The following is a 20,551-nucleotide window of genomic DNA, read 5'->3' on the forward strand; positions in this document are numbered from 1 at the left end:
TCGTCCCGGCCGGGACGCCCGTGGTCACCTGGACCGGTGTGCGCGTCGCGTCGATCAGGATGCTGCCGAGGCCGTCCCCGCTGAGGGTGAACTCGGGGGCGAGATCGAGGATGGAAGCGAGGTCGAGCGTCGAGCCGCCGCCGGCCGACGAGGCGAAGTCGATGTCGATGAAGGCGGTGGGCGTGATCCTCAGGATCTGCGTCGGTGCGGTGCCCGCGGCGACCGTGCCGCGGAACGCGAGGCTGCTGCCGGTCAGCTGCGCGGTGAGGTCACCGGTGCCGAGTGACGTGACCTTCACCGGGACGCGGAACTCGCCCGCCACCTCGGTCGCCGTGATCGGCTGGGTGGTGTCGCGGGTCAGCGCCCAGCCCGTGCCGCCGAAGGTCAGACCGTTCAGGCGCGCGATCACGGAGTCGGGGTCCACGCTCCAGCCGGACGGGATGCCCTGTGCGGTGCCGAACGAGAACAGCAGGCCGACGCTGCCGCTGCCGGTGGCGGTGGGCTCGTCGGTGACGGTCAGGGGCGCCGTGATCGAGACGAGGTACGACCAGCTGCCGGGGAGGAAGGCGAGCTGGACAGCGCCGGTGGTCGCGAAGCGTCCGGTCAGCCAGTAGCGGCACTGGAAGCCGGTCGCGATGGCGGTGCAGATCGGCGCCTGCGAGCCGTCCACCTTGACGGTGCCGAGGCCCGCGCCGCTCAGCTGGAACTCGGCGCCGAGATCGGTGAGCGAGGCCGGGTCGATGGTGAACATCGACGGGTTCGTGTACGTGACGGTCAGCCACGCGCGACCGTTGATCACGTTGACGTCCACCGAGGCGCCCGGCGTCGGTCCGACGATCGTCGGGACGACGCCGGTCACGGTGAAGGTGAGCGTCGTGGCCGCGCTGCCGGCGCCGGGGGTGGTGCCGGCGTTCGTCGTGAGGTCGGCGTTCTTCACCGCGCCGGCCGCGAACCGCACCTGCCACGTGCCCATGGTGAGCGCGGCCGTGCCGATCGAATAGCGGAAACGGGTGGTTCCGGTCAGCCGCACCGCCGCCTCCAGGAGGTCGCCGGTGGCGTCCTTGCGCAGGAGCACGTCGACGCGCGTCCCGTTCAGCAGGTAGAACGCGCCGGTGGCATCCGTCTGCAGCGGCACGAAGACCATGCCGCTCGGCGTCGTGACCGCGACGATCGGCACCGGGTTCGTGAAGGTGAAGGTGCGCTGGGTGCCGCCCTGCCACATCGTGAAGCGCGTGGTCCCGTTCAGGATGCGGGCGACGTCCAGGCTCGCCCCGGCCGGCGGCGTGTAGACGACGTCGATGGTCTTCGTCGACCCCGCCGTGCCGTTGACGACGCCCGCGTCGACCGTGCCGCCGCTCGCCGACGGCGAGCCGAGGCCGATGCCCGGTGCGGTGCCGGTCGCGACGGGGTCGGCACCCGGGGCGACGGCGAAGGTGACTTCCTGGCCGGACGAATTGCGGAAGCCCATCTTGAGCTTGCCGTAGATCGTCAGCAGCCGGACCTGGTCGGGGAAGTCCGCGAGGAAGAGCACGGTGACGTTCCCGGTCGCCACCTTCGACAGGTCGGCGTAGAGCCGGCCCGAGATGGAGATGCTGTCGGCGGCGAAGTTCAGCTTGCCGACGATGAGGATCTTGCCGTCGGTGGAGATCTTCACGATCACCTGTCCGTTGAACACCGCCTGGGACGTGTAGATCGAGTAGATCTTCGCCGAACCGGTGATCACCATGGGCGACGTGAACGCGGCGGCGAATCCGCTCTGGCCGGGGTTGTTGTGGATCGCCAGCGCCTGCGCCGCCACCTGCTGCTGGAGCGAGGCCATCCATTGGTCGGCGGTGAGCACCGTGGGCAGCTGGAACGCGTTCGACCGCAGCGCGAACGGGTCGTCGATCGAGGGCAGCGTCTTGAAGAACTCGACGCCGCCGGCGAAGTCGTTGATGCTGAGTCCGGTCGTGGGCTCGAGCAGGATGCCGCCGGGCACGTTCACCGACAGGTACACCTGCAGCGGACCGAGTTCGGAGAGCCCCAGCCGGATCCCGAATCCGGCCAGGCCCGCGATCGAGATGGTGCCGTCCAGACCCAGGTAGAAGACGCGTTGCGCCACCGGGGTGGTGGTGTCGAACGTGCCGATGATGTTGTAGTTCGCGTCCAGCTTCTCGATGCCGCCGACGAGGCCGGCGCTGACGTCGCCGCCGAACATCTTGCCCTTGACCGTGACGCCGATCGAGTCGATGCCGATGATCGGGAACTTGCCTTCCAGCAGCAGCGACGGCTGGATGCGGATGCCCTGGATCGCGCCGGTGATCTGCAGGCCCTGCAGACCCTGGATGCCGGTGACGCTGGCGGACAGGATGAGCACGAAGTCGCCGGGCTTGTGCTGGATGTCCGCCCACTGGATGCCGATCGCGTCGATGTGCACGGGCAGGAACGAGGGCCACTTGAACGAGTCGCCGGTGGCGGAGCCGACGGTGAGGAACACGCCGAAGCCGGGCATCGTCTCGAACGACCCGTCGGCGTCGATGGCGAAGTTGCGCCCCTCGCCGCTGATCGCCAGCGAGCCGATGGTGACCTTCGCTCCGACCGAGCCGAACTGGGCGAGGCGCTGGCTGCCGGTCGCGCCCGTGTCGAGGCGGAAGTCGCGCGCGGTGAGCGTCACGTACGAGCCGAGCGTGATCTCGAGGGTGTCGACGGTGAGCTGGAAGGCATCCACGTGTCCGTCGGTGAAGGTGAGGGTCGCCCGGAACGCCTCGTCGTCGGGCGAGCCGTCGGCGCGTTTGTCGTCGGCGCTGTTGCGATCGCTGAGCGTCGCGCTGAACGGCTTGCCCGGGAACAGCTTGGCCCCGCCGGTGGCGAAGTAGATCGCGCCGGTGAAGTTCGCGGTCGCTGCGGCACCGGACGGGAACCGCACCTCCAGGCCGGAGACGCCGATGCGGATGTCGTCGAGCACGAGGATGCCGCCCAGCGAGATCTGCTTGTCCGGTGCTGTGGTGGTGAGCCCGTTGCCGGCATCCGCCTGCCCCGCGGTCGGCGGGAGGCCGTAGGCGAGCTCGGCGGTGCCGAGCTTGAACCCGTCGCCGTAGATCGTGAGGCCCGGGATGATCGCGGGGTCGGTGAGCGTCTGATCGTTGTTGGCGTCGATGTTGGAGGCGTGCGCCGGGTCGTACGGACGCAGGGACCCGGTGACGCCCACCGACGGGAAGGTGATCGTCGCCGTGTTGATGCGCACCAGCTGCTGGTTCGCGGGCGCCTTCGGGTCGCACGTGACCCGGATGCCGGTGGCCTGCAAGCGCGCGACGCCCGGCACCTGTGCGTCCAGAGCCGCGACCTGGATGCCCCACTTGCCGGTCAGGCGCACATCGACGTTGCCGCTCAGCAGTCCGAACACGTCGACGGCGAGCTCGAACGATCCGGACAGCCCGATGAGGTCGACGGTGACGCCGGAGGTCGACTGGGCGTTGGTGGGGGTCCCGCCGCCGCCGAAGGCGAGCGACGCCCGCTGCACTCCGACGGTCACCGAGACGACGACCTTGCCGTCGACGAAGTCGAATCCGCCGAGTCCCACGGTCGGTCCCTGCAGGGTGAGCGGGCCGAGCGAGACGGGGCCGCCGCTGGTGGCTTCGCCGACCGCGCTCGGAGTGACGGTCATGGTGAGCGTCTGGGCCGAGTTGGCCGCCTGCGTCCCGCCCGTGCCGCTTCGCACCTGGCCCGCCAGGAGCGTGATGGTGAGCGCACCGGATGCCTGCCCGGCGAACAGGCCCAGGGTGTTCGCGGTGTTCTTGTCCTTGAGGAAGTACCGGTACGTCACCGTGGTGGCGTCCGCGGCCTCGCCGGCGATGAGCAGCGGCGCCCCGACGATGATCGGCGAGTTGCCGTTCATCGCAAGGTCACCGATGGGTCCGGTGAGGGTGAACGGCGCCGTGGTGCGGTTCTCGATGGAGGACTTGTCGATCGGCGCGGCGACGCCGCCGGTGGCCGCCGGGACGGACGTGTAGGTGATGTCGATGTAGCCCTGTGCGTTCAGCTGCCCCATGCTGACGGTCGTCGTGGCGAGGGAGGCGAGCGGACCGGGCAGGGCCGCGGTGCCGGTCGCCCCGGCGGGCGGGGTGAACAGGTAGAACTGGCGGGCGGATCCGGTGAGCGTGTACACCGTGGGCGTCCCGCCCGAGGTCGTCGCCCGCACGCTGCCGTCGACGAAGCGCACGGTGACGACCGCCGCGGCCGGCAGGCTCGCCCCGCCGGCGAGCGTGTACCGCCACGTGTTGACCTTGCCGGAGACGGCGGCCACACCGGTGATCTGCAGCGGGCTCGCCATGCCCGACACGGTCACGACGATCTCGTCACCGGGGTCGGTGACGCTCGTGGCATCCACCGTGCCGTCGGTCGGGGTGAAGGTCACGTCGATGAAGGTGAGCGAAGGACCGGTGACGACGGCTCCGGGAACCGGGCCGGCGAGGACGCCCGTGAGCTGCGCGGGCAGGGCGGGCGACGCCGGAGGCACCGGGTCGGTGGACGGGAACAGGGCGAAGTCGGTCACGGTGAACGAGCCGAGCTGGAACCCGGTGCCCGGAGCGATGCCGAACGTCGCCGAGCCGGTGAGGTAGGCGACGCTTCGTCCGCCGACCTTCACGAGGATGCCGGCCGTCGGCAGCGAGACGTCGAGGGCGCCGTTCGGCTGGCGGCTGAGCCGCAGCGACCCGGTGATCCGCACCGCGTCGCCCGCCGTGATGGTGACGCCCGTGGCGGCGAAGCTGAAGACGCCCGGGGCCAGTCCGAGGATGGCGGTGTCGGCGGTGTTGACGGAGAAGGCGACGGTGCCGGTGATCCCGAGCCCGTCGAGACCGAGCAGCGCCAGAGTTCCGGTCGCGGTGAGCGCCCAGCCCGTGCCGGTCGCGGCCTTCTGGAACTGCAGGGTCGCGCCCGTGATGAGCACGCCGATCGCCTTCGGGTTGAGACTGCCGTCGTCGAGCTTGGAGGGCCCGGAGCCGATGAAGATCTCCAGCCCGGTGCCCGAGAACGATCCGTCGGACCCGATGGAGAACTGTCCGCCGCGGATCTCGAGCACGTCACCGAAGTCGAAGCTGAAGTCCTGGGCGATGAACGTGTACGCGGTCGCGGTGAGATCGATCGACATCGTCTTGCCGGCGACGGTGATCGTCTGCTTCACGATCTGCCCGGTCGTGTTGATCGCCAGACCCACCGAGGCGTGCGCGCTGAACGGTCCGGCGCCGGTGTCGGCCGTGCCGACGATGAGGCCGGCGATGCCCCCGGTCGCGGTGGTCACCCCGGTCGCGGTCGTGGCTCCCGGCGGGAAGACGACGAAGAAGCCGGACGCGCTCACCAGTCCCGGGTTCGAGCCGGTCAGGCCCGGCGCCGCCGTCAGGCTGACGTTCGCGAGCGCGATGCGGGTGACCGCCTGCGCCCCGGTGCCCAGCCTCTCCAGCGCGAAGTCCGCGAGCAGGGTCACCCCGGTGGAGCCGCCGATCGTCACCTGGATGCCGGTCGCCGCGATCCGCAGGTACGGCCCCTTCGGCAGGGTGAGTGTCTGCGCGGGGGTACCGTCGCCGAACGAGAACGTCTCGTTCACGGCGACGCCGTTGCCGGCGGCATCCGTCAGCGTGTTCACCTGCAGCGACACCGCGGCGCCGAGGGTGATGGGCAGGCCGGTCAGCGTGATGTCTCCGGAGACCTGCCCGGCGATGCCGGTCGGGGTGACGATGAACGCGCCCTGACCGTGCTGCAGGCGCACCCCGGTGCCGGCCGCGGCATCGCCGACGAAGACGTCCACGTTGCTGAAGGCGAGCCGGATGACCCTGGTGCCTGCCGCGGTCTTGATCTGCTCGAACAGCACCACCCCGGCGATCGACTGGCCGAAGAGGGTGACGGTCGCAGGGGTCGCGCTCGTGCCCACCTGCACGCGCAGGCTGTTCGCCGGCACCGTCACTCCCGGCGAGCCGAGCACGACGGCGGCGTTCGTCGTGTTGATCTGCAGCGTCGCCGTCGCCGAGAGGGCGAACACCCCCGCGAGCGGCGAGCCCGCCGCGGTGCTGATCCCGGCCGTCAGAGCCGCGGTCACACCGGTGCGTGCGATGAGGATGTCGCCGCTCGCGACCGTGACGGTGACGTAGGTCGCGGTGCCGTCCCCGAGGGCGAGGGAGACGTTCGTCAGCGAGATCGCGACCGTGCCGTCGGCCTTCTTCGTGAACGAGAATCCGCCGGTGAGCTTCTGGCCGGCGATGCCCAGGACGATGTCGGTGCCGCCGATCGTGACCCCGGGAGCCAGGGCGGTGGTGGTGCCGGCCGGCGTGTAGGCGCCGGCGAGTGTGTTGATCTGCACGGTCAGCGTGCCCTGGAAGGTCACGCCCGGGATGAGCACCTGGATGGTGCCCTGCAGCGAGCCGGCCACGCCGCCGTGCGCGGTCGACGTCGCGCCGACGATGTCGAACGCCCCGCTGCCGCCGGTGACCACGACGACGTCGCGGTCGGGGGAGCCCAGGCGAAGCGTCACGTTCGCGAACCGGATCCGGTCGGTGGTGACGTCGTCCCCGCCGCCGAACGCGCCGTCGGCGCCGAGCGAGGTGGCGTGGGTGAACGAGACGTCGGCGGTGAGGGTCTGGCCGCCGATCGTGAGCGCGAGTCCGGTCACCGCGACGGTGAAGTACGGCCCCGCTGCCAGCGTGAGGGTGGAGGTGGTGTCGCCCAGGGTGAACGTCTCCGACACCGCGACCGGAACGACCTTTCCGCCGACGGTGCGGCGCAGGTCGCTGATCTCCACGGCGACGGCCGCCGTCACCGGGCTGCCGATCCCGAGGCCGACCGTGGCGGTCGCGGCGATGCGGCCGGCGACGCCGGAGGGCCCGATGAGCAGCAGCGCCGTGCCGCCGGACAGCCGCAGTCCGATGTCGTCGGACTGGCTGGGCGTGCCGCCGTCCGCCCCGACGAAGAGTCCGACGTTCGTCGCGGCGATCCGCAGGACGGACACGTCGTCGGTGGTGCCGGGGATGCCGTCGGCGCCCGCCGCGCGCGCCTGTTCGAACGAGAAGGTGCCCGACAGGGACTGGCCGAGCACGGTGACGGAGCCCGTGAACTGCACGCGGACGAACCGGCCCGCGGGCAGCGTGATCGTCGTCGTTCCGACGGTGGCGTTCACCGCGGCCGTTCCGGTGTTGACCTGCAGCCGCACCGTGAGCCCGGAGCCGAGATCGACGGGCAGCGAGCCCATGCCGGTCATGTTGAGCGTCGCGGTGATGTCGACGGCCAGGCCCGCGGACGTCAGCACGAACACGCCCGATCCGTTCGTGAGCGTGACGCCGACGCCGGCATCCGCATCGCCCAGGAAGAGCCCGACGTGCTGGGCGCCGACCTTGACGACCCGTGCGGTTCCGGTGCCGGACTGCTCGAACGTGAAGTCGCCGTGCAGCTGCTGCCCGGCCACGTTCAGCACGAGCCCGGTGACCGCGAACGAGAGCGCCTTCGTCGCGGGGCGCGTGTCGATCGTGAGGTCCATTCCGGCGGATGCCGCCACACCCGGCACGGTGACGGCGACCGTGCCGGAGACGGTGCCGTGCATCCCGGTGGACTCGAGGGTGAGCACGCCGGTGCCGCCGGAGAGGGTGAGGATGTCGCTGCCACCGTCGCCGACGCGCAGGCCGACGTGCGCGAGCACGATGGTCGTCACCGTCCCGGCGCGGCGGAAGGAGAAGTCGCCGGTGAGTGTCTGCCCGGCGACGGTGAGGACGGCGCCCGTCGCGCTGACGCTGACCCCGAGGTTGCCGGGCAGATCCAGCGCCACGGTCGTGCCGCCCACCGTGACCGACTCGGCGACGCGGGTCGCCGACTGGTTGACGGACACCGCGAACGATCCGGTGACGGTCACTCCGGCCGGCAGGAGCGAACCGAGGTCGAGCGTGCCGGCCAGCCGCATCGCCATGCCCCCGGCGGTGAGGATGACGAGGCCTTCCACTCCGCTGAGGATCGGCGCATCGGTGCCGAGGGAGACGCGCCCGCCGGCGACGGCGATCACCGTCCGGGTCGCGCCGGTGCTGGAGGTCGTCTGCTGGAAGACCAGGTCGGCGGTCAGGTTCACGTCGCCGATCGCGATCGTCACTCCGGTGCCGGTGAGCCGCACGTACGGGCCGGCCTCGAGCCGGGTGAGGTCCGCGAGCACCACGGCCTGCGTGCTGCGGTTGATCTCCAGCCGCAGGGCGGCGGCGCCGATGTGCACCGCGCCGCCCAGCGGGATGCCGGCGGGGTCGGCGGTGCCGACACTCAGGATGCCGGCCAGCCCCGCGCCGTTCAGCTGCAGGGCGCCACTGAGGGTCAGAGCGCCGATGGGGGAGCCGAGGTCGAGTCCCGCGGCGACGGCGATGTCCACGATGCGGGCGGCGCCGGCGCCGGTCTGGGTGACCGTGATCGTCCCGTCGGTGAGGGTGAACCCGCCGATGGCAACCGCGATGTGCGCTCCGGTGAGCGAGAACGAGGCCGCGCCCAGCGTCAGTGCGAAGTCGCCGGTGAGCACCACGCCCGGAACCGCCAGGACCAGCGAGCCGCTCAGGCTCCCGTGGACACCGGCGCCGTCGATCGTGAAGCTGCCGGTCGCGACGGTCAGGGTGGCGAAGGTGGTGGTTCCATCACCGAGGACGAGGGTGGCATCGGTCAGGGCGACGGTCGTGCCCGCCGCATCCTGGCTGAGGAGCACGTCCGCGGTCAGGCGCTGTCCGGCGACGGCGAGGACGACATCCCGCCCTTCGACCTGCACGAAGGGGCCGACGCCGAGCGCGAGGTCGATCGTGGTGCCGTCGACCACGAAGGTCTGCGAGACCGCAGCTCCGGTGTTGACGGTCACGGTGAAGGTTCCGCTGAACTGCACCGCGTCGCCGGGGACGTGGACGGCGATCGTGCCGGTGACGCGCCCGGCGAGACCCGTGTCCTGCACCAGGAACACCGCGGAGCCGTCGGTCAGGGCGACCCCGGCGGTCGCCGACCCGAGGGTGAGCGTGAGAGCGCTCGCGATGATGACCGCCGTGCTCGGGCGGGGCGTTCCGGCGGGGGCGCCCGGTGCGACGTCCCCGAGCACCTGCGAGAACACGAACACCCCGGCGAGAGTCTGCCCTGCGATGCTGAGTTCGGCGGGCGCCGCGAGCGTGCCGAGCTGCACCCGCACGGACTGCGGTGCCAGCACGACCCCCTGCACGGTCTTCGCGGCGGTGCCGGTGTTCAGCTGCAGTCGGATCGACGCCGGCTGGCCGCCGGCGCCGGTCAGCGTGAATCCCGTGCCGGCATTGAGCGTCAGAGTCGCCGTGAGCACGGTGGCGACGCCCGCCGGGGTGAGGTCGAGGGTGCCGGAGGCCACGGATGCGACCACGGCGCCGCCTCCGAGGCTCAGGGTGAGGGGCGTGCCGCCGTCGCGCGCGGCGGATCCGAAGGTCACCCGCAGTCCGCCGCCGGCGAGCGTGGTGAATCCGAACGTCCCGGTCAGCTGCTGCCCGGCGACCGCGAGCGTGAGATCCCCGGTGACGGAGATCATCGGCGTGGTCGCGGTCCCCTCCGCGATCGTCACGGCGTCGTCGCCGGTGCCGAGGGTCTGCTCGACCGTGGCCTCGTTGTAGAGCACCGTGACGGTGCCGCTCAGCGTGACGCCGGGGATGCCGACCAGCTCGGCGGTTCCCGACAGCGCCGCGGCGCGGTCGTTCGTGGCGGACGATCCGGCGATCTGCCCGGAAACGCCGGAGAGGTACAGTCCGACGGCGAACGGGTTGCGCACGGCGTTGCCGGCGGCGTCGGTGCCCGCGAAGCCGGGGCCCTGGCCGACGAAGATCGTCAGGTTCGACACCGACAGTGCCCCGCCGCCGAAGGCGATGGAGCCGGCGATCTCCACGAAGTCGCCGAGCTTGAGCGTGCCCGACACGGCCACCGCGATCCAGGCTTTGCCCGACGGGTCGCGGACCTCGCCGGCGCCGAACTTCAGGGGCACGCCGACGCCGCCCACCGTGAAGGTCCGGTCGAAGGTCTGGGTGGTGCCGTTGTAGCGCACCGCGACCGTGCCGGAGGCATCCAGCCCGCCCGCGGCCGCGGCCAGCGTGCCCGAGAACAGGCCCGCGATGCCGCCCGCGGTGAGGAGGAACGCACCGGTGCCGTGCTGGATGCTGAGTCCCTGCCCGTCGGTCGCGGTCAGCGCCACCGACACGTCGCTGAAGGCGATGCTCGTGTCGCCCGCGGCGCTGCGCGAGACGAGGAAGCTGCCCGAGAACGCCGGTCCGCCGACGACGGCGAGCGTGCCGCCGGTCACGGCGACATCGACGAAGGGCCCGGCGGGGACGTCGATGCCGAGGTCGGTGCGGCGCACGGCCGTGGGCATCGTGTTGACCGTGAGGGCGACGGCACCGCCGAGGGTGAGGCCCGGGAGCGTGAAGACCCCCGTGGTGCTGCCGGCGAACGTCGCGGCGACGCCGGTGCCGGTCACCAGCAGGGCGCCGTGCCAGTGGTTCGCCGCGGTCACGTTCACGAAGGCGCCGAGCGTGAGCGTGAGGTCGGTGACGACGAGCGTCACGTCGCCGGTCGGAGTCCGCGAGACGACGACGACGCCCGCGCCGAGCGACTGGCCCCCGACGATCAGGGTGGCGCCCGTGACCGTGACGACCAGCCCGGGATCGATCGCCGTGCCGCCGACGACGACGGATGCCGGCCCGGAGTTCACGGCGACGGCCACCGTCCCGGTGACGCTCAGCGACGAGATCGAGACGGCGAGGTCGGCGGACAGCGACCCGGCGATCCCGGCGGGCCCCAGCCGGAGGACGCCGGCGATGTTCTTCGCGCTGACGAGGGCCGGCGTGCCGAAGCTCAGGATGCCGTGTGCGACGGTCACCGTCACCACCCCGGCATCCTGGACGATCTGCACGTCGCCGGCGACGGTCTGGCCCGCGACCGTGAGCTGCACGCCGGTCCCGGCGATGCGCACGTATCCGCCGGTACCGCCCGCCGGAAGGTCGACCGTGATCGTCTGATCTCCGACGACCACCGCTTCGGAGATTTCGCCGGCGGTCGTGTTGACGTCGAGCTCGAGAGTGCCGGCGAGCGTCAGGCCGGGCACCCCGGTCACGGAGGCCGTGCCGGTGACGCGTCCGGCCAGGCCGCCGCCCGCGGTGACGACGAAGAGCGCCTGCCCGTCGGCGATGCCCACGCGTGCCGCGCCGGCTGCCAGCGAAACCTGGACGTTCGCGAGCGCGATGCGCGTGACGGTGGAGTCGTCGGCCGTGCCGGGGAGCCCGTCCGGACCGTACGAGGTCGCACGCTCGACGACGAGGTCGCCCCGGATCGCCTGCCCGAGCACGGTCAGGGTGATCGCGGCGGCGGAGAGCCGCACGTACGGCCCCGCCGGAGCCACGAGGCGCACCGTTCCCGTGCCGACCGTGAGGGTCTGGTCGATGTCGGAGCCCGTCGTGTTCACCAGCAGCGCGAGCGTGGCGTCGAGCGCGAACGGGGCGGCCGCGTCGGCCACCGACACGTGCAGGCTGAGCGAGCCGGCGACGCCGGTGCCGGTGACGACCAGCATCCCGGAGCCGCCGTCGGCGGTGAGCGGACCGAGCGTCGTCGTCGCGTTCGCGAGTCCGATGCGGACGACCGTGCCGCCGCCCGTGGTCGAGAGACGTTCGACGGTGAGGTCTGCGGTGAGCGTCTGACCGGCGACGGTCAGCTGAAGTCCGGTCGCGATGACGCGCAGCAGGCCCGCGGGCAGGGGATCGGTGATTCCGGCGACGTTCTGCGCGCTCGTCGTGGTGTTGAAGGCGACCTGGACGGTTCCGCCGAAGGCGAGTCCGGCGACCCCGAGCGCGACCGTCGCGGTGACCGCTCCGAACGTGCCGGCGGAGGTGAAGGCGAGGGTCGCGGTGGAGCCGCCGCCGGATGTCGGCTGGTCGGCCGTGAACAGGCCCCCGCCGAGCACGAGGTGCAGGCCCCGCACGGTGACGGTGAGCGTACTGCCCGCGGACACGAGATCGAGGTCGGCGGTGAGCGTCTGACCGGCGATCGACACGGTGACCGCGGTGCCGGTGGCCCGAAGGTAGCCGGTGGCTCCGCCCGGAGGAAGCGTCAGCGCGAGCGTCTGCCCACCGACCGTGAACGCCTGGTCGACGGCGCCGACACCGGTGTTGAACTCGACCGCGATGCCCGCGGAGGCCGCGACGCCCGGCACGGAGAGGGTGACGTCGCCGGACACCCGGCCGGCGAGCGCCGACGTGCCGTTCGCGGAGGACAGCAGGATCAGCGCACTGCCCCCGGTCAGTGCGAACAGGCCGCCGCCGAGGCTCAGCGACGCGTTCGCCGCGGCGATGCGCAGCACCGTCCGGGAGGTGTCCGGCGTGCCGGCGGCGGTCAGCGGGGTGACCTTCTCGATCGCGACGTCGGCGCTGATCGTCTGGCCGAGCACGGTGAGCACCAGGCCGGTGCCCTCGAAACGCAGGAACGGGCCGGCGGCGACGTCGACCGACACGGTGTCGGTGCCGACGAGCACCAGCGCGCTGACGGCGGCCCCCGTCGTGTTGACGGCGACGGTCAGGGCGCCGTCGAGCTGGGCGGTTCCGCCCAGGCGCACCGCGACCGTGCCGGTGAGCCGTCCGGCCAGACCCGCGGCGGTCAGCACGAGGATGCCCGATCCGTCGCTGAGCCGGACGCCGATGTCGTCGGTGAGGTCGCCCGTCGTGCCGCCGTCGTCCCCCAGGAACAGCGACACGTGCGAGAGTCCGACGATCGTGGTGGTGACGCCGCCGGTCGTGGTCCGCTCGACGGCGACCTGCGCCTGCAGGGACTGTCCGAGCACGGTGACGGGGCCCGTGGCGAGCGTCACACGGAGGAACGGGCCGGCCGGCAGTTCCGTCGCGCCGACGGTGACCGCGGCGGCGGCGGTGTTCACGGCGATGCCCGCGGTCGCGTTCTGCAGCCCCAGGGCCGCGATCGTGACGGTGGCGGTGAGCACGCCCGCGATGCCGCTCGCGCGCACCACGAGGTCTCCGGTGATCGCCGACAGTTGCACGGCGCCGCCCAGGGCGACGGTGCCATTCGTCACGTGCAGGGTCACGTCGGTGGCGTTGCGGTCGAAGGCGAACGTGCCGCCGAAGGACTGCCCGCCGAAGGAGAGCTGAGCTCCGGCCACGGTGAACGACGTGACCTGTGCGGTGTCGGCGAAGCTCACCGCGACGCCGGGATCCGTGCTGCCGGGGATGTCGATGGTCTGCGAGATGACGCGCCCCGTCGTGTTCACCCGCACGCTCGTGGTGCCGGTGAGCGTGACGCCGGGCACGCCGATGATGCGCACCGTGCCGGTCGCGACGAGAGCCCACGTCGTCCCGATCTTGATGAGGCCGATGGTGGCGTCCGTGAGCAGCACGCCCATCGCGAGGGGGTTGAGGGAACCGCTGTCGAGGAAGGCCGGTCCGCGTCCGAGGAACACGGTCAGCCCGGTCCCGGCGAACACCTTCGCCGCCTGCCCGCTGACGACGGCGTCCGAGTAGGTGACGTTGCCCTCGATCGTGACGAAGTCCCCGACGGTGATGCTCAGGTCGGATGCCGACAGCGCGAACGTCACGCCGCTCGGTCCCGGCTTCGCGATGGCGAACGGGATCGCCACGCCCGCCACCGTGACGGTGGTGTCGACGTCCGCCGAGATCGTGTTCACCTGCAGCAGCACCGAGCCGCCCACCGAGACGGCGCCGCCGCCGAGGGAGGCCGATCCGGAGAGGAACCCGGCGACGCCGCCGCCGGCACCGGTTCGGACGATCAATGCGCCCGTGCCGTCGAAGAGCTCGGGCTGCGCGGCGCCCTCGGCGGTGACGGTGACGCCGCTCAGGGCCACCACCGTCTCGATGGCGCCGCCGGAGCCGGCCGCGCGCAGGAACGAGAACGAGCCGCTGATCGTGCCGCCGCCGGCGATCGTGGCGGACGCGCTCGCGAGGTCGATGCGCAGGTACGGGCCGGCGGGGAGCGTCTCCGCTCCGACGAGGGCCGGGCTCGGCGTCGTGTTCGCGGCGACGGTCGCGGTGACCGGCGGAATCGTCACGCCCGGGATGCTGCTGACGGCGACGGTCGCGCTGAGGCGTCCGGCGATTCCGGTCGGCAGGATCACCAGGGTTCCGCTGACGGCGCTGACGGTGAGGACGGGACCGAAGGTGACCGTGCCCGAGGCGACCGAAACCCGGTAGGAGGCGACTCCGCCGGCCACGGTGCGCTCGACCCAGACGTCCCCGTGCAGAAGGATGCCCGCCACCGAGACGTCGAGCCCGGTGGCTCCGACGCGCACCGTTCCGGCGAGGATGCCGCCGTGGTCGGCGCCGTCGGTGTTGAGCTGGACGGTCAGCGAGGTCGCGGTGGTGGAGACGCCGGGAAGGTGCAGGGCGGGCGTCCCGGTGAAGCTGCCCCACACGCCGGAGGCCGCAGCGGTCAGCGTGGCCGACACGCCCGTGAGGGTGGCGATCCCGTCGCCGAACACCAGCGTGCCGTCGGCGACCGACACGCTGGTGATGCCGGATGCCTGCGTGAACGACAGCGTCCCGGTCAGCCGCTGCCCGGCCACGGTGAGCGTGACGTCGCCGCCGGTCAGCTGGAGGGAGGCGCCGGCCGCGGCGGGAAGAACGATCGCCACCGGGGTGGACCCCGCCGTCACCGTCTCGTCGACGGCCGCGGTCGTGGTGTTGATCCGCACGCCGAGGACTCCGGTCAGCGCGACGCCCGGAACGGCGAGGGTGATCACCCCGGCGAACACGGCGGCGATGCCCGCGGCGGAGGCCACGAGCCCGCCGGTTCCGCCGGTCAGGGACACGACGGGCGCACCGACCGGACCGAGCGCGAGCTGCGCGTTCGCGATGGCCGCCCGCACGACGGTGTGTCCTGCGGCATCCACTCCGCGTTCGAACGTCAGGTCGGCCTGCAGCGCCTGCCCCGCGACGGTGATGGTGGTCCCGGCGGCCGAGATCCGCAGGAACGGCCCGCCCGGCAGCGTGCCGGCCGCGGCGCTGCCGGTGTTGATCGCGACGGCGACGGTGGTGGCGAACTGCAGCGCGGTCAGGTCCGAGGAGATGCCGGCGGTGAGCGTGCCGGCGACGCCGGTCGCCGCGACGGTCAGCGCACCGGCGACGTGGTCCAGCGCCAGCAGGTCGGTCGCGCCGGCGGTGACCGCGAACGTGCCACCGGTCACGGCGATGGTGGTCTGGACCGCTCCGGCGGCGGTCGTCCGCGACACCGTCAGGGAGGCGAAGACGATCGCCTGCCCCGCCAGCGTCAGGCTCACGTCGGTGCCGCTGATGGAGACGTGAGGCGTGGTGCCGGTGCTCAGGTCCAGCGTGAGTGCGCCGTCGTACGCCAGGCCGGGGACGGCGACGTGCAGTGTTCCGCTGAGGCTCGCGGTCGCGGCGGAGCCGTCGAGCGTGAGGGTCCCGGAGCCGTCCGTGAAGGTGGCCGTGGCGCCCTGCCCGTCTCCGAAGGCGAGGACGAGGTGGCTGACTGTCACCGTGTAGCCCGCGGCGGTGCGCACCAGCGCGAGGTCGGCGGTCATCCGCTGACCGAGCACGGCGAGGGTCAGTCCCGTGCCGGTGAGCGACCCCGCCTCGCCGGCGCCGAAGGCGACCGTGACGTCGCCGGATCCGTCGGCGAGGGCGATCGTGGTGCTGACGGCGCCGGTGAACTGGTTGACGCGGGCGTGGAACGCGCCGGTGAGGGCGACGCCGGTCCACCCGCCGAGCGCGACCGTGCCGGCGGCATCCACCGCGACCCGGGTCGCGGACGACGTCGAGCGCACGTAGACGCCGACGACGGCGTCCGACACGGTGAGGCCGCCGCCGAGGTCGAGCGAGAGGCCGCGGCCGGCGAGGGCGATGCCGATCGTCCCCGCGGCGGTGTCGATGTCCAGGCGCCCGGCGAGGGTGGCGGTCACCAGCCCGGTGGCGACCACGGTCGCGGCGACCGAGCCGCTCACGCCTCCGGCGGCGAACGTCAGGATGCCGGTGCCTCCGGTCAGGGCGACGGTCTCGGTCGTTCCGGCCGCGAGGGTGACGGCCAGCCCGCTCACCGTGACGGTGGTCCCGGAGGCCGTGGCGGCGCCGGTGGCCGTGCCGGTGAGCGTGGTCCCGGCCAGCGCCAGCTGCACGCTGCCCGCGAGGGAGAGCCCGCCGGCGGTGGTGTAGGTCACCGACACGTCCCCGAGCGTTGCGGCGCCGCCCGCCAGGGTGAGGCTCCCTCCGGTGAGCGAGACCAGCAGATCCCCGGTGTCGGAGTACGAGACGATCTTCAGGGCGCCGCCGCCGATCCCGGCGAGGGTGCCGAAGGCCGCGGTGACCCCCGTGGCCGTGATCGTGAGATCGGGGCCGGTCTGGGTGACACGCGCCGTCGCGATGTGCAGGCCGGCGATGGTCGTGGAGCCGCCCGCGACCGCGACGTCGAATCCGGTGGTGGCGTCGCCGATCGTGATCGAGAGCACCCCGGCATCCAGCGCGGCGGCGTTCGTGAGCGTGTAGGTGACGGCCAGCGGTGCGGATGCCGTCACGGTCGTGCCGCCGGCGGCGAACGCGAGTCGGAAGGTGCCGGACAGGGTCGCGCTGCCGCTGTACGGCGCCGTCGCCGTCAGCGATCCGATGGTGAGCGTGACGCCCTGGAACGTGACGGCGGAGCCGAGCGACAGGTCGCCGAGATCGTGGGTGTAACCGCCGGCGAGGAACGCCTGCAGCTGGGCGACAATCGCACCGACGATTCCGGCGAGCGGCGAGCCGGCGACGTAGTCGGAGAAGTGGGGGAGCGCGGCCGACACGGTCCCGTCCGCAGCGGAGCTCGTGATCGCCTGGACAGTGCCGTCGGGGGCGACGTACCAGATGCGCGTGCCCGGCTGGGCGACGGCGATGGTGAGGACCGGTGCGATCGCGAACGTCGTGATCGCCGCTCCGGTGCGGGCGTCGTAGGCGCGCAGGTCGTAGACGGCCGAGGCCGAGAGGATGCCGTCGACGACGTCGTGGCGGGCGGTGATGGTGACCCAGGCGTCCGCCGGCAGCGAGCCGGGGGCGAAGACGAGGGTCGCTCCGTCGCGGGAGATCGTGCCGCCGCGTGCCGCGGAGACGAGCACCGCACCCGCAGGCGGCTGGAATGCCGGCGTCTGCAGGGGGCGCGAGACGGTGAGGACCGCGGCGGGGTCGAGGAGGGTGATGGGTGCGTCGCGCACGACGCGGGCGGTGGACGGGTCATCGACGGTGCCGTCGGCCGGGGGACCGCGTCCGGCGTGCAGCGTGACGTCGGAGCCGGCGATCACCGGGTTGGCGACGGTGACGATCGCTCCCCGCGGCGCGGCGGGAAGGACGCCGGCGCCGGCGGTCGCGGAGTCGGAGCCCGACGCCGAGCTCCCGCCGCTGACGGTCGCAGTGACGCGGACGACGTCGCCGGACTGCAGCGGGCTCGCGCCGCCGGACCCGCCGCGGACGGATGCGGCGGCCCACGCGCCGACCACGGCGGCGGCGATGCCGTGCACCGGGGTTGATGCCGGGAAGGCGGCCGCGATCGCGTTCGCCTGGACCCCGCCGAGCGCCCCGAGGATTCCCACCGGCGCGGCGACCCGCAGCGTCTCGGCCGCGGTGACGGTGGCGGCGGAGACCGAGCGTTCGGTCGCGTCGATCGTGGTCCGGCCGGCGACGACGGCGCCCCGTCCGAGCGTCGCGGCCACGTCGTGCGAGCCGACGACGAGCGCGGCTCCGGCCCCCGTCGCGCGGGCCGTGGCATCCTGCGCCGCGCGCAGCACGAGGCTTCCGGAGAGGGCGAGGGGCGCACCGCTGCCGACGGTGGCGCGCGTGCCGACGGTCGAGGAGACGAGCGCCCACCCGTTGCCGCCGGACGCCTCGGCGGTGTGCCGGGTGCCGGCGGTCACCGCGAGGTCTGTCGCACCGGCGAGGGTGCTCCGGTCGGCGACGGCGCTCTGCGTCACGTCGTTCACCACGAGCGCGGACACACCGCCGGTGCCCGACGCGGAGCCGGTGAACTCGGATTCGGCGTGGAGCGTGGCGGCGGTGTCGCCGAGGGTCAGGTGCGCGCCGGATGCGACGGCGGCGATCGTCTCGAGGAATGCGCGTCCGACCGCGACGGCGTCTGCATCGGGGGCGGCGGCCAGGGCGGGCGCCGCGAGGGCGGAGACTGCGGGCGCGGCCCCGCCGGAGCCGGAGGCCGTGACGCGCAGCGAGCCGCTAGAGGTGGCCAGCAGCACCAGCTGCGCGGCGGTGATGTGCTGGTCGCCCTCGACCACCGCGTGCGTCAGCCGGAGGAGGTCGGCATCGGCGATCCCGACCGTCTCGTCGCCGACGGCGATCGCCGTGGCGGACGCGTCGTTGCGCGCTTCCAGCCGGACGGCACCGGGAGTCGTGAAGCTGGACGCCCCGGTCACCGTCGTGAGGGCGGACGACGAGTTCCGCGCGCTCGCGGACCGCCCGGAGGCGGAGGCCTGCGACGTCGATGTGCTGCGCAGCACGATGTCGCCGCTCGCGTTCAGCACGCCGTCGTGCACGGTCACGGCGGCGGCGGAGGACGCGTGCGCCCCCGTGCGGCGCGCCGCCTCGGCGCTCAGCGTGATCGTCCCGCCGGCGAGGGCGGCGCCGTCGACGACGACGGATGCCGCGGCATCCCGGTCGGTCGCGGCCGCGTCGCCGGCGAGGAAGGTGATCGCGCCGTCACCGTCGTCCGAGCGGGTGTCGACCGTCGTGCCGGGGCCGACCCGCACCGACCGCGCCGAGATGGTCAGATCGGCACCGGGGAGGCGCGCGTCGCCGGTCACCGAGACGGTGCCCGTGCCGGTGATGAGGGCCGACAGCCGCGGCGCGAGGAACGTCAGGTGCGCCAGCGCGGTGTCCAGCCCGAGGTGCCCGTCGACACCGGAGAGCACGGCGTCGCCGATGCCGGTGATGGCGAGGGCGTCGGCGGCGTCTTCCAGTCCCACCGCGAGTCCGGCGAGGCCGGACAGGTCCACGGTGAACGAGCTTCCCGGTCCGGTTCCCCGGACGACGACGGCGGTGATGCCGCCCGCGTCGAGCGAGATCGACGGCCCGCCGGTCGTGCTGAACACAAGGCGACCGCCACGGAGCGCGAGACGCCCGGCCGCGGCCTGCGCGGTGGTCAGGGCGAGCGTCGCCGTGGAGCCGGTGACCGACCACCCCTGCGCGGCGCTTCCGGAAGTCACGGACGGGTCGACGGTCGGCACCGGGACGGGTGCTCCGGCGGACGCGCCGTTCGCGGGGGAGCCGGTGGCGTCGTCGGTGCCCGGCGAGGCCGGCGCGTGGTCGGTCGTGCCGGGCCCGGTTGCGGGCGCCGTCGGCGGCGCCGGTGCGGCCGGTGCGGTGCTCGGCTGCGGTGCGGCAGGCGGTGCCGGAGCGGCCGGTGCGGGCAGCAGCGCGGCATCCACCGCGTGGGTCTCGCCCGGCGCGAGCGTCTCGGCCATCAGGCCGCTGCTGTGCTCGGCGCCGAGCGCGTGTCCGATCTCGTGCCGCACCGTCGTGATGAGGCTCATGCGCGACCAGCCCCAGCCGGCCGCGTCGTCGTCGATCGTGATCGTCGTGCCGGAGGTCTGCCCCAGGGTGGTGCCGGACAGCGAGCCGACCGACGCGCTGATCGCCGGGACGTCCGCGCCCGCGGCCTTCCACTCGGCGGTTGCCTGCGCCACCGCGGCAGCGAGGTCGGCGTCGCTCAGCCGGGCATCCGGTCCGACCGGGTCGGACGGGAGGGCGGCTGCCTCCAGGTGCGTGGGTGTCGGGTCGGGGGCCGGCGTGGTCGTCGGGCTCGCGCTCGGAGCGGGGGTGGGATTCGTCGTGACTCCGGTCCCGTTGCCCGACACCGACGCGCCGCCGTGGTCCATCGGGCACGAGATCGATGCCGGGTGCCCCGGCGTTCCCCCGACGGTCGTGCACTGCGACGTGGACAGGGCCTTGGCGAGCGCGGCGAGGGCTTCCTGCAGCTTCGCGTTCGCCTGCGCCTGCGCGGCGGCGGCGCGCTCCTTCGCGGTGACGGTCGCGCGGACGGCGGACTGGCGCGCGTGCTGCACCTGTGTGATCCGGGCCTGCCGCAGCTGCTGCTGCTGTGCGGCGCGGATCGCGGCATCCCGGGCCGTGACGGCCTGGTCGATGAGGGCGCGTGCACGGTCGGGAGAGAGCACGTGCACCGTGACGACGCGCGCTCCGCGGAGGTGCGACGAGGGCGTCGTGGCCGTGGCGCGCTGCGGGAGCGTCGCGAACGACGGTGCGGCCGGCGCGGGGGCGGCGGGCGCCGCCGGCTGCACGGCCGCGGTCGCCGGACCGACCCCCGTGACGATGAGGGCGACGCTGACCAGGCCCGCGATCAGGGCCTTGCCGGCCAGCCGGCCCGAGCGGTGCGAGGGCGCAGGCGGAGCGCCGGGATCAGACCGATCCCGATCGCTCGACGCGTCCCGTACCATCGCATGCCCCAGCGCGTTCGTCACATTCCCCGGATGCCGGAGCGGGGCCGAAATTGCCTAGCCGATCGCCCGACGGTCCCGAGTATGACACGCCGATCACAGGCTGTACAGAGCGAATTC

The 20,551-nt window shown here is 73.1% G+C and carries 1 protein-coding gene (cut by a window edge); it reads right to left on the minus strand.

Annotated elements, in window-relative coordinates; all coding sequences use genetic code 11:
* On the minus strand, positions 1-20,431 hold the 5' portion of the coding sequence (locus tag LK09_RS04605; protein ID WP_039396596.1) for a calcium-binding protein. The gene continues 15,872 nt to the left of window position 1, outside the view; only the first 20,431 of its 36,303 coding nucleotides appear in the window; it begins with the start codon at positions 20,429-20,431; the stop codon falls past the left edge of the window.
* Positions 20,432-20,551: the final 120 nt, after the last annotated feature.

The sequence above is a fragment of the Microbacterium mangrovi genome, from assembly GCF_000802305.1.
Taxonomy (GTDB): Bacteria; Actinomycetota; Actinomycetes; order Actinomycetales; family Microbacteriaceae; genus Microbacterium; species Microbacterium mangrovi.